At 41.3% G+C, this 26973-nt stretch carries 18 protein-coding genes; 9 read left to right on the forward strand and 9 right to left on the reverse strand.

The window, feature by feature from the left end:
* The first annotated feature begins 389 nt into the window (after window positions 1-389).
* Both WN50_RS31495 and WN50_RS19710 read left to right on the forward strand, forming a co-directional pair.
* Window positions 390-1829, forward strand: a complete 1440-nt coding sequence (locus WN50_RS31495) for a sensor histidine kinase (RefSeq protein WP_063847408.1) — start codon at window positions 390-392, stop codon at window positions 1827-1829.
* A gap of 21 nt (window positions 1830-1850) precedes the next feature.
* Window positions 1851-3932 (forward strand): two-component system response regulator, encoded by a 2082-nt coding sequence (locus WN50_RS19710; protein ID WP_046277507.1) that lies wholly within the window; start codon window positions 1851-1853, stop codon window positions 3930-3932.
* 393 nt (window positions 3933-4325) lie between these two features.
* Here WN50_RS19710 and WN50_RS19715 read toward each other — a convergent pair whose 3' ends face one another.
* Window positions 4326-7355, reverse strand: a complete 3030-nt coding sequence (locus tag WN50_RS19715; protein WP_046277508.1) for a plasmid replication protein, CyRepA1 family — start codon at window positions 7353-7355, stop codon at window positions 4326-4328.
* A gap of 90 nt (window positions 7356-7445) precedes the next feature.
* Between WN50_RS19715 and WN50_RS19720 the strand changes: the two genes are divergently transcribed.
* The 3 genes from WN50_RS19720 (at window position 7446) to WN50_RS19730 (ending at window position 11224) form a co-directional block, all read left to right on the forward strand.
* Window positions 7446-8096 (forward strand): endonuclease/exonuclease/phosphatase family protein, encoded by a 651-nt coding sequence (locus tag WN50_RS19720; RefSeq protein ID WP_053221554.1) that lies wholly within the window; start codon window positions 7446-7448, stop codon window positions 8094-8096.
* Window positions 8097-8134: 38 nt separating this feature from the next.
* Complete coding sequence (locus WN50_RS19725; RefSeq protein ID WP_046277509.1) at window positions 8135-10240, forward strand: M3 family metallopeptidase; 2106 nt, start codon at window positions 8135-8137, stop codon at window positions 10238-10240.
* A gap of 78 nt (window positions 10241-10318) precedes the next feature.
* Window positions 10319-11224, forward strand: a complete 906-nt coding sequence (locus WN50_RS19730) for an AEC family transporter (protein ID WP_046277510.1) — start codon at window positions 10319-10321, stop codon at window positions 11222-11224.
* A gap of 95 nt (window positions 11225-11319) precedes the next feature.
* On the opposite strand, the gene WN50_RS19735 is transcribed toward WN50_RS19730, so the two are convergent.
* The gene (locus tag WN50_RS19735) at window positions 11320-12087 is read right to left on the reverse strand and encodes a FecR family protein (protein ID WP_235440965.1); all 768 of its coding nucleotides are present in this window, start codon (window positions 12085-12087) and stop codon (window positions 11320-11322) included.
* A gap of 81 nt (window positions 12088-12168) precedes the next feature.
* On the opposite strand from WN50_RS19735, the gene WN50_RS19740 reads away from it, so the two are divergent.
* The 3 genes from WN50_RS19740 to WN50_RS19750 all read left to right on the forward strand — a co-directional run bounded on the left by WN50_RS19740 (window position 12169) and on the right by WN50_RS19750 (window position 17319).
* Window positions 12169-14964, forward strand: coding sequence for a CHAT domain-containing protein (locus tag WN50_RS19740; RefSeq protein ID WP_235441036.1), 2796 nt, complete (start codon window positions 12169-12171; stop codon window positions 14962-14964).
* Between the two features lie 133 nt (window positions 14965-15097).
* A complete protein-coding gene (locus tag WN50_RS19745) occupies window positions 15098-15895 on the forward strand; it encodes an SAM hydrolase/SAM-dependent halogenase family protein (protein ID WP_046277511.1) in 798 nt (265 codons plus the stop codon).
* A gap of 263 nt (window positions 15896-16158) precedes the next feature.
* Window positions 16159-17319, forward strand: a complete 1161-nt coding sequence (locus tag WN50_RS19750) for a lactate racemase domain-containing protein (RefSeq protein ID WP_046277512.1) — start codon at window positions 16159-16161, stop codon at window positions 17317-17319.
* Window positions 17320-17332: 13 nt separating this feature from the next.
* Here WN50_RS19750 and WN50_RS19755 read toward each other — a convergent pair whose 3' ends face one another.
* From WN50_RS19755 to WN50_RS19785, 7 genes are all read right to left on the reverse strand, one after another.
* Window positions 17333-17938, reverse strand: coding sequence for a hypothetical protein (locus WN50_RS19755; RefSeq protein WP_046277513.1), 606 nt, complete (start codon window positions 17936-17938; stop codon window positions 17333-17335).
* 191 nt (window positions 17939-18129) lie between these two features.
* Window positions 18130-19461, reverse strand: a complete 1332-nt coding sequence (gene opcA / locus WN50_RS19760; RefSeq protein WP_046277514.1) for a glucose-6-phosphate dehydrogenase assembly protein OpcA — start codon at window positions 19459-19461, stop codon at window positions 18130-18132.
* Window positions 19462-19584: 123 nt separating this feature from the next.
* On the reverse strand, window positions 19585-21114 hold the full coding sequence (zwf, locus tag WN50_RS19765) for a glucose-6-phosphate dehydrogenase (protein ID WP_046277515.1): 1530 nt from the start codon (window positions 21112-21114) through the stop codon (window positions 19585-19587).
* A 407-nt stretch (window positions 21115-21521) separates the two neighbouring features.
* Complete coding sequence (fbp, locus tag WN50_RS19770; protein ID WP_046277516.1) at window positions 21522-22586, reverse strand: class 1 fructose-bisphosphatase; 1065 nt, start codon at window positions 22584-22586, stop codon at window positions 21522-21524.
* Between the two features lie 502 nt (window positions 22587-23088).
* The gene (locus tag WN50_RS19775; protein ID WP_046277517.1) at window positions 23089-23697 is read right to left on the reverse strand and encodes a J domain-containing protein; all 609 of its coding nucleotides are present in this window, start codon (window positions 23695-23697) and stop codon (window positions 23089-23091) included.
* Window positions 23698-23825: 128 nt separating this feature from the next.
* The gene (locus WN50_RS19780) at window positions 23826-24422 is read right to left on the reverse strand and encodes an ATP-dependent Clp protease proteolytic subunit (RefSeq protein ID WP_046277518.1); all 597 of its coding nucleotides are present in this window, start codon (window positions 24420-24422) and stop codon (window positions 23826-23828) included.
* A gap of 37 nt (window positions 24423-24459) precedes the next feature.
* Window positions 24460-25122 (reverse strand): ATP-dependent Clp protease proteolytic subunit, encoded by a 663-nt coding sequence (locus tag WN50_RS19785; protein ID WP_046277519.1) that lies wholly within the window; start codon window positions 25120-25122, stop codon window positions 24460-24462.
* A 503-nt stretch (window positions 25123-25625) separates the two neighbouring features.
* Between WN50_RS19785 and WN50_RS19795 the strand changes: the two genes are divergently transcribed.
* The gene (locus WN50_RS19795; RefSeq protein ID WP_046277521.1) at window positions 25626-26870 is read left to right on the forward strand and encodes a vWA domain-containing protein; all 1245 of its coding nucleotides are present in this window, start codon (window positions 25626-25628) and stop codon (window positions 26868-26870) included.
* The last annotated feature ends 103 nt before the right edge of the window (window positions 26871-26973 follow it).

The raw sequence follows: 26973 nt of genomic DNA on the forward strand, positions 1-26973 counted from the left end.
GAGCAGTTTAGACCTTTTAAAGATTTAATACTAAGAATTCTTTTCCCCTTTCCTGGCAGGGGAGGGGGCGAGGGGGAGGGGTCTAACAAATTCACTGGGAAAATGAAACAGCCCTGGCCTACGCTCACGGGTGAGAATTCCTATAAATCTATCTGAAGAAGTATAGGCAAAAAAACTCGATTATGCTAAATAAATTGATGATTTTACCTCTTGAAAATGACCCGGGGAATATAACAGCTTCTCGCCTGCAAAACGACTGTGTATATTACGATTTTTATCGGGAACTGAAGAACTGAAGAATTAAAGGCTATCACTGAAATAATTGATGTCCATTTCATTATAATAGAAGCATTGTGATGTCCTCTGATTCTTAAAATAGGAGAACATTAATGTCTTCTGATTTGTTCGCAGTTCTCGTCCCAGTTGCCTTTATCCCTCACGGACATTGCTATCTGTGGAAGCCTAACCTGGTGACATTACATCTGACTTCTGATGCTTTGACTGCACTCTCTTACTATTCTATTCCTCTGACTCTATTTTACTTTGTTCGGAAACGGATTGATTTACCTTATCCGGGCATTTTTCTTCTATTTGGAGCGTTTATTATCTCCTGTGGAACAACTCACCTGATCAGTATTTGGACAGTTTGGCATCCTGACTATTGGCTATCGGGTTGGATTAAATTAATCACCGCAGTTGTTTCTTTTTACACAGCGATAGAATTAGTTCCCCTTGTTCCTCAAGCACTTGCATTAAAAAGCCCGACTCAACTCGAAGCCGCTAACCTAAAGTTACAACAGGAAATAATAGAACGTCAGAAGGTAGAAGTCGCATTAAGACAAAGTAAGCAACGTTATCGGGCGATTATCGAAGATCAAACTGAACTGATTGCTCGTTTTCAAACTGATGGTACTATAACCTTTGTGAATAAAGCCTACTGTCGATATTTTGAAAAGAGTTTAGAAGAAGTAATTTATCATTCCTATCAACCTCGAATTTTGCCAGAAGATCAGGAAAAAATTAATCAATGTCTTCAGTCAATCAGTTTAAAATATCCGGTGGGAATGGTTGAGCATCGAGTCATCGTTGAAAACGAAGTACGCTGGATGCAGTGGATTAATCGAGGGATTTTTAATGATGCAGGTGAAATCGTAGAATATCAGTCTGTAGGGCGGGATATTAGCGAACGCAAACAAGCTGAAAAACTCAAGCAAAAAGAAACCCTACTCAAAGAAATTCATCATCGTGTCAAAAATAACCTACAGGTGGTTTGTAGTTTGTTGAGGTTGCAATCGCGTTTTGTTCAAGATCCAGTGATTAAAGCAAAATTTATCGAGAGCCAAAATCGAGTTAAATCGATGGCATTAATCCATGAAAAGCTTTATCAGTCTGATGATTTTCGCTGCATCAAGCTCGATGAATATATTAAAGATTTGACAAAAAATCTCCTGAGAACTTATCAGATTAGTTCGGCTAATATTCAGATGAATATTGATATCGATCAAAATATTTTCTTAGATCTTGATACCTTAACCCCTTGCGGATTAATTATTTGTGAGTTGATGTCAAATTCTCTGAAATATGCCTTTGAACCCAAAAGAGCAGGCATGATTTGGATTCAGGCAAAATTAGAGACCGAAAAAAATTTAACCTTGATTATTGGTGATAATGGTAAAGGCTTACCTGCGGATATTGATTTTAATAATATTCAAAGTTTAGGACTACAAGTGGTGAAAGATTTAACGGAACAACTGCAAGGAAATTTAATAATAAATCGAGAGGTGGGAACTGAATTTAAAATCCAATTAGGTCGCATAAAAATTGATTAATAATTTTCTGTTAAAAAAAACATGAACGAACAAGTGATCATTTTAGTTGTTGAAGATGAAAGACTGGTTGCTCGGGATTTGCAAGCGACTTTAGAAGATATGGGTTATCGAATACCAGAAATTACAGATACAGGAGAATCAGCGATTCAAAAAGTTGCCGAAATTAAACCGGATCTCGTATTAATGGATATTCGGTTAGCAGGTGAAATGGATGGCATAGAAGCGGCAAATATTATTACGAATCATTTTCATGTTCCTGTTATTTATATTACAGCCCATGCCGATGAGGATACCCTGAGTCGGGCTAAACTGACTGAACCTTTTGGTTATCTTGTTAAACCCTTTGATGAACGAGATCTAAAAACCACCATTGAAATTGCACTTTACAAGCATCAAATAGAACAGCAGTTGCGCGATCAGTCTCAATGGTTATCTACTATTATTAATAGCATTGCTGATGCTGTAATTGCAACGGATAAAATGGGCAAGGTAAACTTTATAAATCCTGTTGCAGAAGAACTAACAGGTTGGTCATGCGATGAAGCTGTGGGAAAATCGATCACCGATATTTTTAATGTGATCCACGAGAACAGCCGTCATTCTATACAACATCTAGTTCTAAAAGCAATAGAAGAAGGTCAAACTCTTACATTATCTGAACCGATTTTATTAATTCAAAGAAATGGCCGAGAAATTCCTATCGATGATAGTGTTGCACCGATTTTTTATTCTCAAAATGAGATTCAAGGATCTGTATTGGTTTTTAGAGATATTACTCATCAAAAACTAGCCACAGAAAAGCTACAATATCAAGCTTTTCACGATTCATTAACAGGTTTGCTCAATCGTCAGGGCTTTATTTATAAATTACAGGAAGCTGATAGTTATCATTTGATTAATCCTGATTTTAATTTTTCTATTTTGTTTCTAGATTTAGATAGATTTAAAGTCATTAATGATAGTTTAGGTCATCAAGTTGGAGATCAACTCCTACGAATTATTGCCCGAAAATTAATACAATCAGTCAGAAGTATTGATGCAGTGGCTCGATTTGGGGGAGACGAATTTGCAATTTTGTTAGAAAACTTACACGATCTCAATGAGATTTATCATATTGCTCAACGAATTCGTCAAGAAATCATCAAGCCAATTTATATTAATAAACATGAAATTTTTACCAATGTTAGTATTGGTATTGTTTTAAGTTCGATAGGTTACAATCAAGTTGATGATCTGATTCGAGATGCTGATATTGCTATGTATCGCGCCAAAACTTTAGGTCGAGGACGCTATGAAATCTTTAATGCAACAATGCGGGAAGAGGTGCAATTACTTCAACAACTAGAAAGTGATTTACAACGGGCTTTAGAGCGAAATGAATTTCAGGTTTATTATCAACCCATTGTCAATCTAAAAACCAATGAAATTAATGGTTTTGAAGCGTTAGTTCGTTGGAATCATCCCGAACGAGGACTTATTTCTCCCGCTCATTTTATCCCCATTGCAGAAGAAACAGGCTTAATTACATTCATCGATTGGAAGGTAATGCGAGATGCTTGTCAGCAGGTTCATCAGTGGAATGAAAACCGCAAAAATCATCCTCCTTTTGTTCTCAGTGTCAACCTTTCAGCTCGACAATTTGTTCAAGCTAATCTGATAGAACAAGTCACAAAGATTTTAAATGAGACAGGTTTAGAAAAACACTCTCTGAAAATAGAAATGACAGAAACTGCATTGCTCGAAAATCCCGAGGGAGTTGCTGAGAGTATTTCTAAACTAAAATCTCGGGGAATTGGCTTATCTTTGGATGATTTTGGTACCGGATATTCATCTTTAAGTTATCTGCATCGTTTTCCAGTGGATAGCCTAAAAATTGATATTTCCTTTGTTCGCAATATGAACTCAGAATCCCACAGCTTTGAAATTGTTAGAACGATGATTATCCTGGCTAATGCTTTACAGATTCAAGCGATCGCAGAAGGAATAGAAACCGCCGAACAACTTAACACTTTACAACATTTAGACTGTCCATTAGGACAAGGTTATTACTTCTCTAAACCTTTATCTGCGGAGAATATGCAAAAACTCCTTTTTAACAGCTAATACCAATTCTTTGTAATCAAAAAAATAGCCTCAACCTAAGTCGAGACTTTTTTGACTTAATTGACCACAGAAAACTCAAGCTTTAAACAAATCACACACAGAAAACATTGAACACAGGAGAATTGACCACAGGAAACTTAGATGATCCTTTTGAGAGAAATGTTTGAGCTTTTTTTTCAGAAAATATCTGAAATTTTTGCTCTTCAGGCTAACACCTACAGACCCTAAACGAATCAATCTATTTAGCAATTTAGCCGAGATATGCTCCCTTCTCTTGGAGGTATTCGGTATTGCTATTTATCATCATTGCATTTTCTCTCAGGATTTGTCAGTGGTTTTACTGAAGTTTTACACAGACTTTACAAATTCCAGGCTGTTTTAAAGGCTTGTACTCTAAAATTGCAAACAGAGTTGTGTAAATTCTGCTTCTACTCGGCCCGTCTGTGCGATCGCATTTCGCGAGTTTTGCAGTTGTGAGGGGAATTGTCCCGGAGATTGATTTTCACAAGCAAACCACTGTTGAAAGACTTCCCATCGTCCATCATCGGGTTCAACGATGCGATAGACTCGTATTCGTTTTTTCTGATGAGATTCTAATCGTAAGCATTCTAAGCTATACCCTATTTTATCAAGAAATCGTCTAATAATCACAATCGGGCTAGAATTTTGAGCCAGTCCAATCCCGACAATTGATTTAATGGCTAACCGATCTCGTAATGCTATTTCTGCGATTTTCTGTAAATCTTTGTCGGTATTTTTTAATTCTCGTTGGGGATTTTGAATTAAAGCAGAAATTCCGAATAATTCCATCACTCCAATCATCGCCCCCTGTTGGGAACGGTTAAAATCGGGTACAAAAATACTCCCCTGACCTTGTTCGATTAATCGATAGGCGATCGCTGCATCTCGATAACTTAAATGCGGACGACCAAGGGTTAGAAAATAATGAATCCTCAGTTGATCATACCATCCTTGATCATCTTTTTCAATCAAATCACGGGTCACGGGAATTCTATATCGTAATTTTAACTCATATTGGCGTTGTGATCGGCGTTCTTCTGTGGTTTTTACGAGCTGTTTTTGTAGGGCTTGATATTGGCGATCGCTTAACTCAGGGGCTTGACAAATCGCCTGACATTCGGCTTGATAGTTTTGATCGCGGACGGCGGAAATCATCTCCGATAAACTCGGACGGGATGATTTTTTATTCTCGATATTTTGTTGATAATTTGAGGATAGCTTCCGATCAGAAGTCACCTCAAAAATCCGATGACCTTCTGCTGCTAATGCGGCTAAAATTGACTCTCGGTATTGACTCATCCCTGCATTAAACCGTACCGCCATTTTCGCCCAACAGAGTAAAGATTCCGCTTGAAATCCTATTTCTAAATCATCTAAAGCCTCAAAATCAGATTGTTGTAAAAGGCGAATATTTAACCGCGTTAACCGATGGTTACAACTGAGTAATGTCTTCATAGAAACGGCGCCATTTCCCACTTGATTAAACCCATGAGTGGCTAACCACAAAAACCGAGGGAGATTGTCTCGAATTCGTCCTAACGCTTGACGCACAGAATTTTCCGCTTGAATCCCTTGAGCAATGCCCCAAACTGAGGTAAAATGTCCTTGTAGGTCTATACTGACCCCCGTTTCAATACAGGGCGACGCTAATACAATATCGTAATTTTTGAGAATGTGATTAATTTGAGGAATGCAACCATAAGCGGGATGAGTCGGATCGGCGAGAGATTCTGAATCAATTCGCAGGATTTTTTTCTCAGGAAATTGGGTTTTAAAATAGGTTTCTAGGGTGCAGGTTCCCCACTGACTGGCTAATTTTTGGGCGGATAAACAGACAAACGGTTTACCCCCTTCGGCGATATGGTGTTCTAGATCTTTAACCAGTTGTTTGGGTGTATTTCCACTATAATTATAAACTGACCAAGCGTCTTCTATTTGCGGTTTCCATTGATTATGAATAATAAAAGGTGTTTGTTGTACTCCGGCTAACGCGAGAAGATAATCTATCGAAATATCACTGAGATCTGCATCCGCAACGACGACTTTTCCGTTTCCTCCGATAACATTTTGCATCAATGTTTTGAGGGATTTCAGAATCGCCACTCGTTGATGGCGGCAGGTATCAGAATTCAACCCATGCCATAATACTTGTTCAACTTCATCAATAATAATCAAGCTATCTGACCAACTTTCTGCGTGAAAATTCGCACGAGAACCGGGATGCAAAGAGTCAATACAAAGACCATAACCCGGAGTTTTTTCTTGAGGTGAATTTGTTTCGATTCCCTGAAGATATTTTAACCCAAATCGCTGACATAATGCTTCAACTAAACGAATCCGATGGCTAATAACTAAGACTCGTTGCCCCGATTTTTTCGCTTGTTTAACAATGTGTTCTATAAATTGGGTTTTACCTGTTCCTTTCGGTGATTTGATCCCAATCAGTTTAGCCGTTTGAGGGATTTCTACAGTCGATAAATACCGTTGATTAACTTGCAGAGTCGCCGGATAGGTTAAACAGTTAAACGACAATGCTTTCCAAGTTTCTAAGGGAATAGCTGTTTCATAGGCTTGATCAAAAGCTGCTTGAGAATGGGTTAAAATTAAATCATCAACCCCTTTTCCCCATTGATGATTCCAACTAATAACTTTAACAGAACAACCCTGTTGAGTCAGTAAATAGCCTGTTTGTTTAATGGCGGTGTTAACTGCTTTTATCGTGTTGGGTTTGCTGTCTTGATCAAAAACAATATATATGTCTCGGTTAGATGCTGTTAATTTCAGTAATTGTGGAATTAAACGAGATTTTCCGATGGGTTTCCCCCACTCGTTTTTAGGAACTCGATAACCTCCGTGAATACCGGGAAGGGCGATGGCAACATACCCTGCTGTTAATAACGCCCCGGCTTTTTTCGCCCCCTCGGTAATACAAAGCGGAATTTCGGGATGATTAATTACCCAATCCCAAAATCCTAAATCACTTTGATCATTTTGAATATCTGTTTCTAAAAGGGTAAAATGGTAACGTTGAGCGATGCGTTCCCAGATGGGTTGAGAGACTCTTAAGGCAAAAATTCCGGTGGGAGTTTGGGGCGGATGTTCATATTTAATAATTTTGTTGCGATCGCTATTAATACGCGGTTGAAGGGGTTTAAAACAGCCCCAGAGGTCATCTTTTCCGGTGAGAATATCAATCCCGGAACACCACCAACCGCCTTCGTAGAGGTGTTGATAACGGTTGAGAATGCGATCGCTAATTCGGCCATCATTACGACGGGGTAAACTATCAGAATAAAGCAGATAATCGAGGGGACGATAGCCTTCTAAGGGAGTAACATTAAGTTGGGTAAGTTGTTCGTCAACGCAGCTTGCGTTCCACTCGATCAGATGATTGACAGCCATTAGGGGAATTGGAATTCAACAGGGATTCACAATCATACACTACATCTAGGGTTTTGGCTATCAAATTTGATAAAGCCACGCTAAATCTATTTGAGCGGAGATAATTTTTATGTCTGTTTTTCGGGTTTATTCGTCATTCTCTCGAATATTTCAGCGATTAATCGAACAACAATTTTAAGTAAGTTTCCTCTCCGGGAGACTGAAACCATTCACTTGGCCGATCATTCGGAATTTCAGCAGCGGGCAATTGCCAGGATTAACGAACAAGAAATAACGCTTTATAATATTCAAACCATTTCACCTTGGATTCGCTTTAAACAGATTTTACCCTTTTTAAAAATCCCCTTTTATGATTATCGTGAACGTTCTGAAGAAATCATCGATTTAGTCGAAAGACTTCAGAAAGAAACAAACCCTGTAATTGTAGCAGGTGACTTTAATCTCACCGACCAAACTCAAGATTATCATCGATTGCGCCAAGTTTTACGGGATGCTTTTCGAGAGTCTGGATGGGGTTTAGGCTTAACCTGGCCTCAAGGTTGGCCGCTCAATTTTCTGATGAAAAATTCGACTCAAACTCTTGATTATCCGCTGTTTCGGATTGATTATATTTGGTATTCTCCAGATGGGGAGTCCAAAATGACAAAGGTGTTGGCTTCGACGGGTTCGGATCATTTGCCGGTGGAGACTCAAGTTTATTTTCGGCCATTTGCTGCACTAAACCCCCAGAACTTGGTATAACAATTGAATGACCCCCTACAGGAAGACAGGAAAAAGGAATGATCGCGAACAGCATAACAGCAGACAAGCCATTGCTTCGAGGAAAAGGACTCCCTCCGTTTGAGATGATCGAAGCGGATGCGGTGGTTCCCGAGATGACGCAATTATTAGAAGAACTTGACGCCGAACTTGCAAGTTTAGAAGCGAATGTACAACCGACTTGGGAAGGTTTAGTTGAACCGTTGCAACTTTTCCAGGAACGTTTAACTTGGAGTTGGGGAACTGTGAGTCATTTAATGGGTGTAAAAAATAGCCCGGAACTGCGAACAGCCCATGAAACAATACAGCCCAAAGTTGTAAAGTTCATTAATAAACTCAATCAAAGTCAAGCGATTTATAAAGCATTTAAAGCATTGCGGGAGTCTTCGGAATGGGAGACTTTAGACTCAGCCCAAAAGCGAATTGTTGAAGCGGCAATTCGAGATGCTGAACTGTCGGGTGTGGGTTTAGAAGGAGAAAAACGAGATCGGTTTAATGCAATTGAACTGGAATTAGCCGAACTTTCGACTAAATTTGGCAATCATGTTTTAGATGCGACGAAAGCGTTTAGTTTGACGTTAACTGAACCGGAAGATGTAGAAGGTTTACCGCCCAGTTTACTCAGTTTAGCCGCCCAAGCCGCGCGTTCAGAAGGGATAGAAAATGCCACCGCAGAAAACGGCCCCTGGCGAATTACGTTAGATTTTCCGAGTTTCGGCCCGTTTTTAAAGTTTAGCAAACGGCGAGAATTACGGGAACAGGTTTATAAGGCTTATATGAGTCGGGCTTCTCAGAATGAATTGAATAATTTCCCCTTAATTGAACAAATTTTACAATTGCGTCAAGAAAAGTCTAAATTACTCGGTTTTAACAGTTATGCTGAGTTAAGTTTAGCGAGTAAAATGGCGCCGAGTGTGGAAGCAGTCGAGGCATTATCGGAAGAATTGCGGGTGGTTAGTTATGATGCAGCCCTGAAAGAATTTGAAGAATTAAAAGCCTTTGCAGCTTCCAAAGAGGCACCGGAAGCGGAAGACTTAAAACATTGGGATATTGGTTTTTGGTCGGAACGTCAACGAGAAGAAAAGTTTGCCTTTACCGATGAAGAATTACGCCCTTATTTTCCGCTTACCCAAGTGTTAGAAGGGTTGTTTGGTTTAGTCCAACGGATTTTTGGAATTACGATTATTTCTGCCGATGGTCAAGCCCCAGTTTGGCATGAAGATGTGCGTTATTTCCAAGTGGCTGATGAGGCGGGAAATCCGATTGCTTATTTTTATTTAGATGCCTACAGTCGTCCGGCTGAAAAACGGGGTGGGGCTTGGATGGATGAGTGTATTACTCGTGCAAAAATAACAGAAAATGGTGCATCTACGGTTCGTTTACCTGTGGCTTATTTGCAGTGTAATCAAACGCCGCCTGTTGATGGAAAACCGAGTTTAATGACGTTTAGTGAGGTGGAAACGTTATTCCATGAATTTGGTCACGGTTTACAACATATGTTAACAACGGTTGATTATGCAGGGGCAGCCGGAATTAATAATATTGAATGGGATGCGGTGGAATTGCCCAGCCAATTTATGGAGAATTGGTGTTATGATCGCTCGACATTGTTTGGCATGGCAAAACATTATCAAACAGGTGAATCTTTGCCTGAACATTATTATCAAAAGCTGTTAGCCTCCCGCACTTATATGAGTGCAACGGTGATGCTGCGACAGATTCATTTTGGGTTGGTCGATATTGAGTTACATCATCGTTATCAACCGGGTGGAAAGGAAACAGTTGTTGACGTCAGAAACCGCATTGCTGAAAATACAACCGTGTTGAAACCATTGCCTGAAGATGCCTTTTTATGTGCTTTTGGGCATATTTTTTCGGGCGGTTATGCCGCAGGTTATTACAGTTATAAATGGGCAGAAGTTCTCAGTGCGGATGCGTTTTATGCCTTTGAAGAAGCGGGATTAGAAGATGAAAAAGCAATGGCTGAAACAGGTAAACGCTTCCGAGAAACGGTGTTAGCTTTGGGCGGAAGTTTACCCCCGATGGAAGTCTTTAAATCCTTCCGAGGACGTGAACCGAGTACCCAACCGTTATTGGTTCATAGTGGTTTAGTGGCGGCTGCTTAATTGAGTTGAAATGTTTTAGAGGCGTTCATTAAGGGCGTCTCTAATTTTTATGGGATTGAAGAATATATCTCTAAATTTATGACTGTAATTCTCTCCGCAATTTTGCCTGTAGCTTGTATTGTTTTGATTGGCTATATTGTCGGAAAAAAGATTAATCTTGATCAATCTACGCTGTCTCGTCTAAGTTTGTATGTGTTATTTCCGGCTTTAATTGTTGATAATCTCTACAAAACAACGCTGAGTGGAGAAAATGCGATTGCGATTACAATTGGGTTTTTAATTACGTTTGTTACTTGGTGTGTTTCCGCTTGGCAATTGAGTGATTCTTTGAAGTTTCCAACTGATTTAAAGAAAAACTTTGTGATCACAACGGCTTTACCGAATGTCGGAAATTTAGGGCTTCCAGTGACGTTATTTGCGTTAGGAGAGGCGGGACTTGAACGGGCAATTGTGTATTTAATTGTTTGGAATGTTGTTGTGTTAACGACGGTTCCTGCTTTTTTACAAAAGGGTGGTTTTCGTTCTTCGATTCAGTTTATGTTGAGACTTCCTCTCACTTGGGCGGTATTTTTTGGCGTGGCTTTGCGAGGGTTTAATGTTCAACTGCCATTTCAGTTAGATGAAGGATTAAATTTGTTAGCAGAAGCCGCAATTCCTTTGGGTTTATTGATGTTAGGAATCCAAATTTCTCAGAGTAAATTTGAACTGACTGGCTATGAAGTCGGTGCGAGTTTATTGCGGCTTATCGGTGGGGGAGTTATTGCGTTTGCAGTGGGAAAAATGTTAGGGTTAGCGGTTTTAGATTTAAAAGTTTTAGTTCTTCAAAGTTCAATGCCCACTGCAATTACAGCCTTTTTAATGACGAATGAATTTGGCGGGGACGGGGCTTTAGCTGCCAGGGTTGTTGTGGTTTCAACCTTACTTGGTTTTATTACGTTACCTGGGGTTTTATGGTTACTAGAACGTTTTGTTGTGGCGCTTTAGCGCGGAATAAAAACCCCGTTGATCAGATAAACCGGGTTTTTCAGGCCTACTCATACAGACTCAAGTCAATTCATGTTTTAAACAATTAATTAAACTTAGAAAGGTGAACCCGGAATTGAAGGTCTAGGAACTGATGGAACAGGCGGTGTTGGAATATTAGGAGTCGGAACCCCATTTGCAGAACAACTAAAATTAGGCGGAACAATTCGCTGACACATCGCTTGTAATGCACCTTCTGGCGTAATTGGAATATTAAACCCAGAAAACAGTTCTCCGGTTAAAATCAGAGCCAATTCTTCGGGTGTAATGTCTTGAATTTGTCCGAGTACACCCGGTAAAACGCCTATTTTTTGACCTTCCCTTAAAATAATCGGAACTGCACCTGCTTCTTGAGAAGTGACTTCAACTTCTCCCTCTAATACTTTAATATTTCCGGTGCCATCTTCGGTGGTTTCCATAATATAAAGTGTACCTTTAACTCCGACTGAAAACCCTCCAATACAGCCATTTGCAGGCCCACTCACGACCACTTGACCTTGTTGAATTTCCACACATTGACCAACAGTAACGCGAGAGTTTGTTCCAATGCGTCCGGCGGCACCATTATTAAATTCTATACTTGCACGAGATTCTTGAGTATGAATTAATTGCCCTAAATCAGCTTTGTCTTCGACTTTGGCTTGCTGTTCTTGAATGAAGACTTCTTCCCCATCTAAAATTTCTTGAACGATAGCCAGATCAATTTGAGCCAAAGCGGGAACATTTAGCAGTTCAAATCCGACAGCAAAAGACAAACCCGGAAGCAGGCTGAAGATGGTTTTTTGACAACGATGGTAACTGAAAATAAAGTTTAGTGGCATCATCTGGTTTAGCGGTTAAGATTGAGAAAGAGGATAAGAAAGGATCAATCAAAGATTGTTATAAAAGCTATTTTAAGTTAACCGATGACCTGTGAACACAAACCGAAAAAAATCTTCTTGATCAGGCGGTTGTCGCGAACGCTTCAAGTCACTTTTCTACTGGGCGTTCTTCTATCAGGAAAAATTCAGCCTGTTGTTCCGGTTGAGTCTCCCAACCCCTCTAACTTTTGGGATAGGGAAATCAGAGAAAAAATGATTCTAGCAGTAAACACTGAAAATCCGGCACAACAAGCTCTAAAAACAGGATTAAATCAGTATCGTCAAGGAACAGGTGCGGCTTTACGTCAAGCCATTGAACAGTTAGAAATTGCCTTGAAACTTTGGCGAGAACAGGGTGATTTGACTCAAGAAGCAACGACGTTGCAATTTTTGGGTTTAATTCATGCTGACTTAGGAGAATATCAAGCCGCTATCAATTATTATCGTCAGGTTTTACGATTACTTCCTCAATTGTCTCAACCGGAGTATTGGGAGGCTCCTATTTTAGAACTTTCTGCTGAAGTTTATCTCAAATGGGGTGAATATCAAAAGGCGTTAGAAGCCTATGAAAAAGCTCACAGTCTCCGAAAAGAAATAGGATTAGACTCCGCAGAAGCCGCTACATTAAATAGTATGGGTTTACTGTATTATGAGTTAGGAGAATTAGATCGGGCGTTAGGTTATTATAAACAAGCTCAATTGCTTTTGCAACGCTCTGAAAATTCGGCGGATCGCAAAATGACGGCTTTGATTTTAAATAATATGGGTCAAGTTTATTCCGAGCAAGGTGAACTAGAGAAAGCCAAAGAAACCTATATTCAAGCCTTGAACTATTGGAACGCTTTACCTGAAAGAGCTGATGTGAGAACGATTCGCGGACAAGCCGCAACGTTGAATAATCAGGGCTATATTTATGCTCAATCTAATCAATTTAAACTCGCTCAACAAACTTATAATGATGCCTTACCACTCTGGCAAAAAATAGGCGATCGCACCCGAGAAGCCAGTACGTTAAATAACCTTTGTTATGTTGATTTTAAACAAGGAAATTTAGATCAAGCCTTAGAAATTTGTACTCAATCTCTGCAAATTAGACAAACCGTTGGAGACAGAACTAAACAACCACTGAGTCTTTATTATATTGCTCAAATTCAACGCGAACAAGGTCAGTTAGAAGCGGCAGTTAAAACGATAGAAGCAGCCTTAGAAATCATTGAAGACTTACGAACAAAAGTTGATCGTCAAGATTTAAGAACCTCTTTTTTTGCTTCCAAACAGGAATATTATGAATTCTATATTGATTTGTTAATGCAACTCCATAAACAAAATCCCGAAAAAGGTTATGATGGGTTAGCCTTACAAGCCAGTGAACGAGCAAAAGCGAGAAGTTTATTAGAAATATTAGCTGAATCTGGGGGAGAAGTTACATCTGGAATTGACCCTAAATTATTACAAGAAAAGAAACAACTGCAACAAGAACTTAGTGCATTAGAACAGTTGCGAGTTCGCTTACTCAGTCGTGAACATACTGAAGAACAAAGACTCACAATTAATCAGGAAATCGATAGTTTACTCCAACAATATCGCCGATTATTAACAGAAATTAGGGCCAGCAGTCCTCACTACGCAGAATTAACTCAACCGCAACCGTTAACCTTGACTGAAATTCAGCAAAAAGTTCTCGAGCAAGAGACTATTTTATTAGAATATGCTCTCGGAAAAAATAGAAGTTATTTATGGGTTGTTACGCCAACTTCCATCGAAAGTTATGAACTCCCTGGGCGCGAAGAAATTGAACGTCAAGTCACAGAATTTAGAGATTCTTTTTTACTTCCAACTCAACGAATTCGCCGAAAACTAGCCGAAGATACGGGTAAAGAATTAGCAGAGATGATCTTACCCAATTCCGAAAAACTCAGTCAAAAACGGTTATTAATTGTTGCGGATGGAGTGTTACAATATGTACCGTTTAACGCCTTACCAACCCCCGGAACATTAATCTTAGAAGAAGACTGGACGCCATTAATTGTAAACCATGAAATTGTCACCATTCCTTCTGCTTCAACCTTAGCGGTTTTACGTCAAGAAATGAAGGGAAGAACACCCGCACCCAAAGCTTTAGCAATACTGGCTGATCCGGTTTTTAGCTATCAAGATGATCGGGTGAAAAATGTAGTTCCAGAAAAGATGAAACCGCTACCGCCTGAGTTAGAACGTTCGGCGCGAGAATCAGGGGTTTTGTTTGATCGTTTACCCTTTACCGAGAAAGAAGCTGAACGAATTTTAGACTTAATTCCAACGATTAATAGTACCAAACAATTTGGCTTTTCAGCTCGTCGAGAATTTGTCACCAGTCAACAAATTAATCAATATCGGCTTCTTCATTTTGCCACTCATGGTTTACTCAATAGCGAGACTCCTGAACTCTCCGGTTTAGTCTTATCTTTAGTGGATGAAACGGGAGAACCTTTAAATGGTTTTTTGCGTTTATATGATATTTTTAACCTCAAACTTTCCGCAGACTTAGCCGTTTTAAGTGCTTGCGAAACGGGACTCGGAGAAAATATTCAAGGTGAAGGATTAGTCGGTTTAACGAGGGGATTTATGTATGCAGGTGCGCCCCGAGTCGTGGTAAGTTTGTGGAAAGTTGATGACCAAGCCACTTCAGAATTAATGGTAAAATTTTATCAACGAATGCTACAACAAAACCTATCCCCCGTCGCCGCTTTACGAGTCGCTCAAATTGATATGTGGCAACAAAATAAATGGTCATCTCCCTACTTTTGGGCCGCGTTTACCTTGCAAGGAGAATGGCAAGCCCCCAAAATCAACCCCAATTAAACTTTGAATTTTAGATAAAAAATTTATCTATAATTGAATCACAGTATACCTTGAGTTAGAGGGGTTTTATTGTAAAATAGGGTTAACCTAGATCTGCTTATCAAAAGTAAAACTGTCTTTCAAAACTTCCATCATGCTGATTAACTTAATTGCTGATTATGGTGCGGGAGATCCAGCGTTTGCAGAAGTCAACCAACGTTTACTTCAACACTTAAGCGATGCAAAAATTCACTGTCTTTCTGTTCCGGCTTTTAGCACGTTAGCAACAGGTTTTTGGATCGCTCAATTAGGGCTTAATCCCGGCCCAGACAACCATTTAATTTATCATAATTGCGCCCCTCGTCAAGATGATTTAGAAGCTCGCCCCAATAATGAAGGTGAAGGACTGACTTATGCTTTACTACCCAATGGTGTTAAAGTTGTGGGTGTTTTAGCCGGATATTCTCTATCCTTTATCAAAGAATTTGCTCTGTCTATTCATAGCATAAAAGTTTCACGCGGCGGCTCTCAATTTCGCTCACGAGATGTCTTCCCTCAAGCCGCAATTGCATTAGCGAAAGGGGATGAAAGTGTCTTAGGAGATATCATTACACCTGAACAAATTCCTGATTATCCAAAAGATCGGGTCGCTTGGATTGATGGATATGGTAATATTAAAACGACCATTTCTGCGGATTCGGTTGACCTCGAACCGGAAACAAAAGTCATCGTTAGAGTCGGAGATATGGTCAGTGATGCCGTGTATTCTGATGGTAGTTTTCGCGTCAGTGAAGGAACCTTAGCCTTTGCACCTGGAAGTTCGGGTTGGACGCTGAATGACAAACAACAAGTGCGTTGGATGGAGTTATTTTTGCGGGGTGGAAGTGCTTGGAAACGCTTTGGGAAACCCCGTGTTGGTCAGTTCGTCACCTATCAAGCAATTGGGCGTTAGACTAGCCCATTAAATGCCCTCAAAATTACTAAAAACTTAACTTTTAGCTATTCACTAGGAACTTGAATTTCTGGTGAAATAGCTGTATTATTATCTTAGATCAAGTGTTAGTATGGGTAATATCATGTCCGGATAATTAGTGATCAAAAACTTTCTCATAATCCGACTCTTTCTTCTTCTTTATTTCCTCCTGACTCCTGACTCCTGACTCCTGACTCCTCTGTCGTTTATTTATAACTGTTCAACCGGACATAATATAAGCTGTGAAAAAAATAGCCTTAGAAGTGCCAAGCGTCTTATCAAAAGAGGATATTCTGACAAAATTGCTCAGTTATCTGTCTCAGTTTGACATGAATCAAAAGCGAGTTTTGATCATTTGTGAAGACGTCACCCGTGCAACACCTCTTTATCAATTTTTTCCTGATTTTTTAAAAGTTCTCCAAACACAAGCCAGTCAAATTAGTGTTATTTTTGCCTTGGGAACTCATCGCCCGATGACAACCCTAGAAATGCAACAAAAGCTGGGAATTTCTCCCGAAGCGGCGAGTCAAATTGAACTGATCAACCATAACGCTTTTGACGACTCGCTGTTAATAGAAGTCGGAAAAATAGATAATATTCCCGTTAAAATTCATCAGGCAGTCAGCGAACATGATATAATTATTGCATTAGGAAGTGTGCTTCCTCATCGTGTCGTAGGCTTTTCTGGAGGGGCAAAATATCTCTGTCCGGGAATTGCTAATAAAGCCGCTATTGATTACACCCACTGGAAAATAACTCGTTATTCAGAAGCAGAAATTATCGGCAAAATAGAGAATCCGATTCGTCAAATCATCCATCAAATTGCCGACTTGGTGATCACAACCTTTCCCAAAATCTATGTTTCGGTGAACTTTATCACCCTCCCCGCCGGAATTGCTCATTTATTTATTGGAGATTTTTATTCCTCTTACCAAGAAGCCGCCGAACTTTGTGCCGAATATTTCGTTAAACCCGTTGAAACTTGTTCAAGTATTCTCACTTATATTGATAACAAATGTGTTGATTTTTGGCAAGGTGCAAAAGCCATATATAACTGCGGTTCTCGCATCCAAGAAGGCGGAAAACTGGTTATTCGAGGTGAACTTTCGGAAAAAATATCAGGAACTCACGGCGAAATGATCGCAAAGTTCGGCTATTCTAACCCAGAAACCATTCAAAATTTAGTTGATTCTGGAGAGTTAAGCAGTCCAGTTGTCGCCAGTCACATGATGCGAGTCAGTCAAGCGTTACAAAAATATCAAGTGATTTTGTCTTCAGAAAATATTAGCCAAGCCGAATGTGAAGCCTTAAATTTAGGATATTTAGACCCGAATGACATTGATGAATCAGAGTTTGATTATGTGGTTTATAATGCCACAGATTTAATTTTAACAGCCGTATAAAGAGTTGTCAATTTTAATTTCCTTGATAAATACCACTCGCTAAAATACCCAGAATTCTATTGACATCGTTGAGATAATATTCGCTCAAATCAATGCTTAATGTTTGTTTCTCTAACTTTAAAAATTGCCAAATGCTGCCTGTTGTTACCGCACCATAAATGATTTTTATTTCCGTTGCGGCTTGCTCATTGAAAATTTGAGCCGCGACCATTTCCGCCGCACATTGACCCAAACCAGCATTAATATTTTCTTTCTTGGCTTCTACAACGATAATCACGGGTGCTGTTAACATCAGAATTTCTGGAGACTTCGTAATAATAAAATCACAAATTCCATTTAATCCTTTAGTTAAGTCAACGGTAAAATCAATCCCCGAAAATAAACTAATTTGCTCTTTTAACTGTCGGCGCAAATCCACCAATATCGGAGCAATAATCAGTTCAGAACGAGCTTTTTCACTATTACTTCCTAAAGCAATCGGTAGATGATAGTTGAGGGTTTCTGTGAGCAAATTACTGGCTTCTACTTTGGGAATATCAGCAAAAAGAGCGCGTTTTTCTAAGGTGACTAAACCGAACTCTTGTTTGGCTCTCGCTAAACTAAACTCACTGTAAGACATCAAGCAACGCCTCCGTTGAGTTTTGAATGATTATATCATGTCTGCCGATGAATGAATAATGATTCTGTAGGGGCGAGTTTCTTAACGTTTTCGAGTTCATTTTCTTTGTGTCTTTGTGTCTTTGTGGTAGATTAAAACAAAAAACAAGAGGCGCCAACAGCGCCCCTACAAATTGAATTAAAATTCTAAACCTAACGGAGTTTAAGAATTTGAGCCGTTAACGCTAAACTTTCTTCATACAAAATATCACGACCCCAACGTTGCAATTGCTGCGTCATTAGGGATTCAGCTTTTTGATCAGAAGTAGCTGTCACCTGTTCCGTGCGACAAGATTGAGCGCTTCCGCCTGATTCCATCCGCATACAACCCGTCGTTTCTGAACACAAAATCGTGCAGCAATTGGCATTTGGATTACTCGAAGTTAACCGTAAACCCACCAAATCACCAGGAATTTCGCCATAATCAGCAGCCGGAATCGCCGCCAACTCAGCAACAATTTCCTTATCATTTGGCGCTTTAAACTTGACATATTTCAAGTCATAGTCTCCACCTTCAGAGGTAAAAGAAATCGGTTTCCAATCGAGGCGAGAAGCAAACCAACCCAAAAACATTAACGCTTGAGTTGCATTTCCCTTTTCATAATCAATCGCCACATTGTCAATTTCACCCAACGACATCCGACGTTCAGGAGGGTCAAAAGCAGCCGCCGATAATTCTTGCCAAGGTGCCAAACGATGCCAATTCAAATCAGCAATGTAGGTTTCCTGTTCGATCAAATTCTGCATTTTCAGCAATTCTGATTCAGGATCACTAAAATAGCAAGAATCCACAATCAAACAATTACTACAACTTGACAAGCGCTTAAACAAATCTTGTTCAGGATTCGGCGTCGCCTTCCACCAAACAAACTTAGGTAAGTCAGGAATCATCAAAGACGCCACAACATCGCTCACCCGTTCTAACGCTTCTTTGGTGCCGCGTAGGGTAATATATTCAGCACAAATCAGACTTTCTTCGCTCTTTTGCTGAATCGGACAGTAGGCAGAAACCTGAGCCGTGACACCCGTATCTTCGCCCATTGTCGGACAAAGGGTAATAATCCGACAAGGATTTTGAGCAGCGATCGCTTCACTGATACTAAAACCGCGACTATCCAAATTAGTAATTTGTTGGCGTTCCGGGGGGAGCTTGGCAAATTCTTCGCGCAGTTTAGCCAGAGTATGTGAGTCTACCCGACCCGTAATACTCAAACCATAAACGTTTTGAGCTTCTCTAATCGCTTCGCGGGTGTTCGTACCGTGAATCCCATCCAGCGCCCCCGTATAAAATCCCAACCCACCCAGGAGTTGTTGGAATTCTTCGGGTTCATAAATAACCATACTAAACGTCGCGGCTCGAGTGGCGACTGCCTTGGTCTTTCCACCTCCGACGGCTTGAGAAAGCCAGATGCTATTTAACTCGCCCTCAATTTCGCTCAGGGAGATATCTTTTGGTTTTTGTAGCGCAACAAGTGGTGTACTCATAGTATCAGTCGTTAGTGATTAGCTATTAGCTGTTCATTGTAGAGATGTTCTCACGTTCACATCTGTAGTCAGTCAAAAAGCAAGAGTTTTCAAGGTCTTACTTTTGACTGCACTCCCCCAATTCTACAGTCGGCGCCAACGATGACCATTGCGGTTGAGCAATAGTTCCGCTTCTACAGGTTCCCAAGTTCCGGCTTCATAGAAAGGAATCGCATCCGGGGCAGCAGGAGCATCCCAAGCTTCTAAAAGCGGAGTAATAATCTTCCAAGAGGCTTCTACTTCGTCATCTCGGGTAAATAGTGTTTGATCACCGAGCATACAGTCAATCAATAGACGAGCATAAGCATCCGTATTCGGCTTACCAAAAGCGGTATCATAGCGAAAATCCATATCAACCGAACGGGTTCTCAAGGAATTTCCCGGTGTTTTCACCTCAAACCGCATCGAAATCCCTTCATTCGGCTGAATTCGCAGGGCCAGAACGTTGGGGTTCGCTTGTTTGGCTGCCGACTGGAACATCAAATAGGGAACTTCTTTAAACTGGATGGCGATTTCTGAGACTTTTTTCGGCATCCGTTTTCCAGTTCGCAGATAAAACGGCACCCCTTTCCAACGCCAGTTATCAATATGCAGTTTCAGAGCCACATAAGTCGGCGTGGTCGAGTTGGGGTCTGCTCCTTCTTCCTCTCGATAACCGGGAACAGGCTTACCTTTCATCCAGCCGGGAGTATATTGACCTCTAATGGCTGAGTGGTCGAGGTTGTTGATATCCGCCAAGTGCGTCGCTTGCAACACCTTAACCTTCTCGTTGCGAATGCTATCGGCATCAAGGGAGTTCGGGGCTTCCATCGCCGTTAGGGAGAAAACTTGCATCAGGTGATTCTGCACCATGTCACGCAACGCCCCGGAGGTTTCATAATAACCCGCCCGTCCTTCCAAACCAACGGTTTCGGCAACTGTGATTTGGACGTGATCGACAAACTGACGGTTCCACAGGGGTTCAAAAATCGCGTTAGCAAACCGGAACACCATCAAGTTTTGAACCGTTTCTTTGCCCAAATAATGGTCAATCCGGTAAACTTGTTCTTCAGCGCAAACCTGACGCACAATCCGGTTAAGAACTTGGGCGGTACTCAAGTCGCGACCAAAGGGTTTTTCAATCACCAAACGATGTTTTTTCGGGTCTACTAACATTCCCGCAGCACCGAGCTGTTGAATGGCTTCCCCGAAGAAAGCAGGGGCGACAGACAGGTAAAAGACGCGGTTTCCTCGGGTTCCTCGGAGTTCGTCTAGTTCGCTGAGAAATGCTTTAAGTTTCTGATAACTTTCCTGCTGATCCATGTTACCGGAACAGTAAAACAACCCCTTCGCGAAGTCGTTCCACAGTTCCTCCGATTGTAAGCCGCCGCCGAATTCTTCGACACCGATACGCATTTGTTCACGAAAATAGTCGTGAGTCCAGTCTCGGCGTGCCACCCCGACAATCGTCAGTTCCGCAGGCAGCTTGCGTTCGAGGCGCATCTGATAGAGGGCCGGAACCAATTTGCGTTGAGTTAAATCCCCCGATGCACCATAGATGACTAAAATCTGAGGTTCCGGGATGCGATCTTGTTGCAGTCCAATCCGTAACGGATTTTCTAGTAGTGTAACCATTTACATTCCCTTGTCAATTTAGTTGAGGCGGTGACACTTTTTGTTTGTTTTAATTATCTGTTTTCGGTGATCAGCAAACCGTTAGAAATGAACACTTACCCATTTTGGCTTTTCGGCGAGGATTTTTTCGGATTCAAAGGCTCAATGAGCAAGCTTTTCAGCGATAAATAGCAGGTGAACCCGTTGGTTTATTTTTCTCCGTGATGGTCTAAAATTTTCGGGATTCCAGCTTAAGTTTTAATGCCTATTCCTACGGTGTTGATGAACTGATAACCCCGAACTGAACTATCCGACTGGAGAAAACGATTTGACTTTTTCTTCCCGAGAACTGATCAACGAAGTCAACACTTTGACAAACAAATTAATGCCTACTTCAATTTCTGTATCGTTTTACCTGTTGATCATGCCTATTGTTCCTCCCGACGCGCCCGATCTTGAATAAAGGACTCGACTAGGGCAACATCTTCTTTACTACCAATCACCAGGGGTGTGCGTTGATGTAATTTGTCGGGAACCACGTCCATAATTTCCTGAGTTCCCGTAGAAGCCCGTCCTCCCGCTTGCTCCATTAAAAAGGCCATCGGTGCTGATTCATACAGCAAACGCAATTTTCCTTCGGGTTTTTTCACCGTACCGGGGTACAAAAACACACCGCCCTGATACAAAATTCTGTGGATATCTCCCACTAAAGCACCGCTATACCGAGCCGTGTAACCGTCGTGACGGTGAACATAGCGGATATAATCACGAATCGATTCATCCCACTGCCAGAAGTTGCCTTCGTTGACGCTATAGACAGGGCCGTGATCGGGAACTTTGATGTTCTCATCTGCAAGAATAAACTCACCCAAACTCGGGTCAAGGGTAAACGAATGAACGCCTGTTCCAATGCTGTAAACCAGCAATGTACTCGGGCCATAAAGGATGTACCCGGCGGCTAGCTGTTTATGTCCGTGTTGCAACAAGTCTGAAGCCGTACCGTCCTCATCATTGCCTTCCTGTTGACGAATCGAGAAAATTGATCCGACATTCAGGTTGGTGTCTAGATTGGATGAACCATCCAAGGGATCGTATAGCAACGTATAGCGTCCGATGGGGCAGTTTTCGGGAATATAATAGGGGTTCTCCATTTCTTCAGAAGCCAAGCGGCAGACTAAACCGCTTTGTTTGAACACGGAGATAAACACCGAGTTGGAGTAGAGATCCATTTGCTTGACTTCTTCTCCTTGAACGTTCACACTGCCTGTGAACCCCAAGGCATCGTCTACTAATCCCGCTCGGCTTAAACGGCGTGCAATCAATTTTCCCGCAAGTCCGATGCGATTCATCAATGCACTGAGATCTTGAGCATCGGGTGAAAAACTATGGAGTTGTTCGAGAACATGACGGGATAGCGTGGTGCAGTCCCGATCAATGTAATGCCCCTGATCCAGAGGATCGTTTTGCGTGGGCTTGGCTGGAATCTGAACCATGATTATCGTCTCCGGTGTCTACTCGTTTCTCCTTGGACACTCTCACCCACAAGCTTTTCACTTGTCGAGAGATTCTTGCTTCTTCCCCTCTTAACTAGATTAGACTTTAGAAAAATCTAATCCCCGCTACTATCGAGTCCTGAAGCATTTTAGTTTGACTTCCACTGGCGGCTCGACAGCAGAAGGATCTCCATCTATATTAAGGAGACTTTTTGGGTCAGACGGCCAAATTTTAAGCTAAGTTTTATATCTTTGGTTGATTACTCAAGCTGGATTTATTTTTTTTTCTTAAAAAATTAAGTTTTACTGTCCCTCGCCGCATTTTTTTCAGAAATCAGTATAAATAACTACTTTATTAGGGATTGGGGGTTGGGTGTTCGCCGTCAGTAGACAGTTTTCAGTGAACAGTTGAGAGCAACTAACGAACCCTTTAGGGGGTCTGCCCGCAAGATCGGATTTCGCGCTCGGGGCAGGAATATGTAGGTTTTGAAGTCAACAAGCTCTAATAAACCTTTTCTAACTGCCGAAAATCACGTTCAACTTCGATCCAAAGTGCGCGATTATGCGGATCAGTTTTCAGAGCTTTTTTGAGATAAATTCTCGCTTTTTCCAGCTTTTTATCTTTAATTAGAGCGCGTCCAAATCGTTGATAAGTAATAGCTTGCCATTGACGAATTTCCACATCTTGCGGAATCCGTTCAGCCAAACCTTCGATTAAAGCGATCGCTCTAGGAAAGCGTTGATATTTCAGCAATTGTTGCAATTCTCGATAAGAATTTTCCTTCAATTTTTGCTCGAGTTCTGAGAGTTGAGGGTTTCTTTTTAAGGCAGGTTCTTGACGAGTCACTTTCACCCGGAGCGGTTGAAAAGGCACTTGAGAAACAACCGTTTGCTGAGGTTCAGATGGACTAAAACTTTCGGCTTCGGGTTTAGCAATATTCAGCAAAAACTTATAAGCTTCTGTCACCGCTATAAATTTTTCTCGGGCTAAGTGATCCGGGTTAACATCAGGATGATAAAGCCGAGCCAGTCGCCGATAAGAAGCTTTGACTGCTTCTAAACTTGCACCAGATAGCAATCCCAATTGTCGATAATAATCTGCCGTATCCATTCAGTTTGTATCAACTCCGTCAACCCTAATTTTAGTTAACAGCCTTTACAGTTTACAGAATTGTAGGGGCGGGTTCCACACTGATCGATGTTTCCCACAAACAACTGACATAAACCCGCCCTACCCGTTTAAACCGGACGTTCTTCGATCACCTGATCAACTAAACCGTAGTTTCTAGCTTCTTCGGCGGATAGGAAGTAATCGCGATCCGTATCTTTCTCGATTTTTTCGATCGATTGATTCGTCCGTTCGGCGAGGATACTGTTTAACAGACTGCGAATTCGTAGAATTTCTCGGGCTTCAATTTCGATATCCGTCGCTTGACCCCGAGTTCCGCCCATCGGTTGGTGAATCATAATTCGGGCGTGAGGGAGGGCGAGGCGCTTTCCAGGGGTTCCCGAAGCTAACAGGAAAGCCCCCATCGAAGCCGCCAAACCCACACAAATGGTCACGACATCGGATTTAATGTATTGCATGGTATCGTATATTGCCATGCCTGCTGTGACGGAACCTCCGGGGGAGTTGATGTAGAGATAAATCGGCTTATTCGGATCATCAGAGTCCAAATAGAGCATTGACGCCACAATCCGATTGGCTAACCCATCGGTCACTTCTTGACCCAGGAAAATAATTCGTTCTTGGTTCAGACGGGTATAGATATCAACCCATCTCTCATATTGACTACCGGGAAGGCGGTAAGGAACACTGGGAATACCAATAGGCATGACTATTTTCTCGCTCTTGCTAATAAAATTAACGAAATTAAACAGCTAAAACAGGTTTTGGCAAATCTTTGCGGCTTTGCAGAACCCGATCAATTAAACCGTATTCTTTGGCTTGTTCGGGGGTCAAATAGAACATCCGATCCGTATCTTTAGAGATTCTCTCGATCGATTGACCTGTATTCTTAGCCATAATTTCCAAAAAGGTTTGTTTATTGGCTAAGACTTCTTTCGCCCGAATCTGAATATCAGTCGCTTGACCTCGGGCGCCTGATTTGGCTTGATTGAGAATCAGCGTAGCATGAGGTAAGCTAGCACGGTATCCTTTTGTACCTGCTGACAAAATCATCGCCGCCGTTCCCATCGCTTGACCGATGCAGATCGTATGAACAGGCGGTTTGATGTAGCTGATCGTATCGCAGATGGCAAAGGCTTCGGTTTCAAACCCGATCGCATCTCCTCCGTACCAGGAAGTCCCAGTCGAGTTAATGTAAAAATAGATGGGTTTATCGGGATCGTCGAACTGTAAGTACAGCAGTTGAGCAATAATCAGTTCGGTGACATCAATTCCGACTTGGCGTTTAATGTCATCAGATGAATACAATGGCAATCCCAGGTAAACAATCCGCTCTTTTAACAGCAGAGATTCTAAATCTGGGGGCGGTGTCCGAAGCGGGCTATCGTTGTAGTATGAGCTTTGCACGGTTTATTCGGTATGAACTCTTCAAAAATTGTAGCTTGAACCCAGAAAGCGATTCTTATACAGAAATACTAACGCAAGTTCAGCTCAGTCTGATCAGGGTTAGTTTACAACCTTTTTCAGTGATCCTCTGTATCTCGATTTCATCCCAGTCGAGTGATAACGCTCCTTTTATTCAAGGGTTTTGGCGAATTTTAGGGTTTTTAACTGCTCATCTTAAACGGTTCGGTGATTACGCCAAGGTGTGGATTTCCGATCTCAAAAGCCTTCGGGGATAATTGCTCTGACAGAGGAACACCACCCCTAAACCTCTGACAACGCAGCATTAAACATTAACAATCCGCTCAAATTAGCGGGTTTTTAGACATTAACCTTGCTCACTTTACCTGATTTTCTAGGTATCAGGAAGTTGCTGTACAGTTAGTGTAGAGTTAAACAAATTACTCTGAGTCACGAAAGGGCTATTCTGATATAAAGATATACTAGCGCAACTCCAACTCACTCCTATGAACGTTAGTTTAGAACCTTTTCTCAACGATCCGAATCTCGATATCACTCAAGGAAGCAGCCAGCGTCAGCTTTCTCTATCGGTTTCAGCGATTCCTAACGCTGTTGATCACCATGTTCCCCTGAACCTCTGTCTGATTTTAGATCATAGTGGTTCGATGAGTGGGCGTCCGTTGGAAACCGTGAAAAAAGCGGCGGGTGAATTAATTGATCGCTTAAACCCTGGCGATCGCATTTCGGTTGTCGTATTTGATCATCGGGCTAAGGTGTTAATTCCGAATCAAGATATTATTGATCCAGAAGGGATTAAAAAGCAAATTAACCGTTTAAGAACCTCGGGCGGCACCTCGATTGATGAGGGGTTAAAACTCGGGATTGAAGAGTTGGGAAAAGGGAAACTTGAGCGCATTTCTCAAGCGTTTCTCCTGACGGATGGTGAAAATGAACATGGAGATAATAATCGCTGTTTGAAGTTGGCAAAACTGGCAACGGATTATAACTTGACTTTAAATTCTTTGGGTTTTGGAGATGATTGGAACCAAGATGTTTTAGAAAAAATTGCCGATGCAGGTGGCGGAACACTCGCTTATATTGAATATCCAGAACAGGTAATTGATGAGTTTAGTCGCTTGTTTAATCGGATGCAATCTGTGGGTTTAACCAATTCTTATTTACTTTTTTCTCTGATGCCGGGAGTAAGATTTGCTGAGTTAAAACCGATTGCCCAAGTTTCCCCAGATACGATAGAATTACCGTTACAAAAAGAAGCCGATAAATTTGTGGTTCGTTTGGGGGATTTAATGAAAGACATAGAACGAATTGTTCTCGCGAATCTTTATATCGGAAAACTGCCCCCAGGAAGACAAAAAATCGCTCAATTACAAGTCCGTTATGATGATCCAGCTTTGGGAATGCAAGGATTATATTCTGAACCTGTTTTGTTAGAAGCTAATGTCATGCAAGGCTATCAACCGACTCAAAATTCCCAAGTTCAGCAACATATTTTAGCCTTAGCGAAATACCGACAAACCCAAATTGCCGAAACAAAACTCCAACAAGGCGATCGCGTCGGCGCCGCAACAATGTTACAAACCGCCGCAAAAACAGCATTACAAATGGGGGATAAAAACGCCGCAACTGTTTTACAAACCAGTGCAACTCGTTTACAATCAGGTGAAGAACTTTCAGAAGCCGAGCGCAAGAAAACCCGCATTGTTTCTAAAACCGTCTTAAAAGGTGAATAATTATGTCTTCCCCTCAAAAATTTATCTAAACTCACCCCCCACACAAATGTAGGGGCGGGTTCCGAACAAATCTCTGTTTTCCTATCAACAATCTATCTAAACC

The sequence above is a fragment of the Limnoraphis robusta CS-951 genome (genome assembly GCF_000972705.2).

What these genes read in the sequence shown, in the direction of transcription:
- WN50_RS19795 (WP_046277521.1), top strand. Translation starts at nt 25,626, where the DNA reads ATGAACGTTAGTTTAGAACCTTTTCTCAACGATCCGAATCTCGATATC.
- WN50_RS19715 (WP_046277508.1), bottom strand. Translation starts at nt 7,355, where the DNA reads ATGGCTGTCAATCATCTGATCGAGTGGAACGCAAGCTGCGTTGACGAA.
- opcA (WP_046277514.1), bottom strand. Translation starts at nt 19,461, where the DNA reads ATGAGTACACCACTTGTTGCGCTACAAAAACCAAAAGATATCTCCCTG.
- WN50_RS19725 (WP_046277509.1), top strand. Translation starts at nt 8,135, where the DNA reads ATGATCGCGAACAGCATAACAGCAGACAAGCCATTGCTTCGAGGAAAA.
- WN50_RS31495 (WP_063847408.1), top strand. Translation starts at nt 390, where the DNA reads ATGTCTTCTGATTTGTTCGCAGTTCTCGTCCCAGTTGCCTTTATCCCT.
- WN50_RS19775 (WP_046277517.1), bottom strand. Translation starts at nt 23,697, where the DNA reads ATGGATACGGCAGATTATTATCGACAATTGGGATTGCTATCTGGTGCA.
- WN50_RS19745 (WP_046277511.1), top strand. Translation starts at nt 15,098, where the DNA reads ATGCTGATTAACTTAATTGCTGATTATGGTGCGGGAGATCCAGCGTTT.
- WN50_RS19710 (WP_046277507.1), top strand. Translation starts at nt 1,851, where the DNA reads ATGAACGAACAAGTGATCATTTTAGTTGTTGAAGATGAAAGACTGGTT.
- fbp (WP_046277516.1), bottom strand. Translation starts at nt 22,586, where the DNA reads ATGGTTCAGATTCCAGCCAAGCCCACGCAAAACGATCCTCTGGATCAG.
- zwf (WP_046277515.1), bottom strand. Translation starts at nt 21,114, where the DNA reads ATGGTTACACTACTAGAAAATCCGTTACGGATTGGACTGCAACAAGAT.
- WN50_RS19755 (WP_046277513.1), bottom strand. Translation starts at nt 17,938, where the DNA reads ATGTCTTACAGTGAGTTTAGTTTAGCGAGAGCCAAACAAGAGTTCGGT.
- WN50_RS19730 (WP_046277510.1), top strand. Translation starts at nt 10,319, where the DNA reads ATGACTGTAATTCTCTCCGCAATTTTGCCTGTAGCTTGTATTGTTTTG.
- WN50_RS19735 (WP_235440965.1), bottom strand. Translation starts at nt 12,087, where the DNA reads ATGATGCCACTAAACTTTATTTTCAGTTACCATCGTTGTCAAAAAACC.
- WN50_RS19740 (WP_235441036.1), top strand. Translation starts at nt 12,169, where the DNA reads ATGACCTGTGAACACAAACCGAAAAAAATCTTCTTGATCAGGCGGTTG.
- WN50_RS19780 (WP_046277518.1), bottom strand. Translation starts at nt 24,422, where the DNA reads ATGCCTATTGGTATTCCCAGTGTTCCTTACCGCCTTCCCGGTAGTCAA.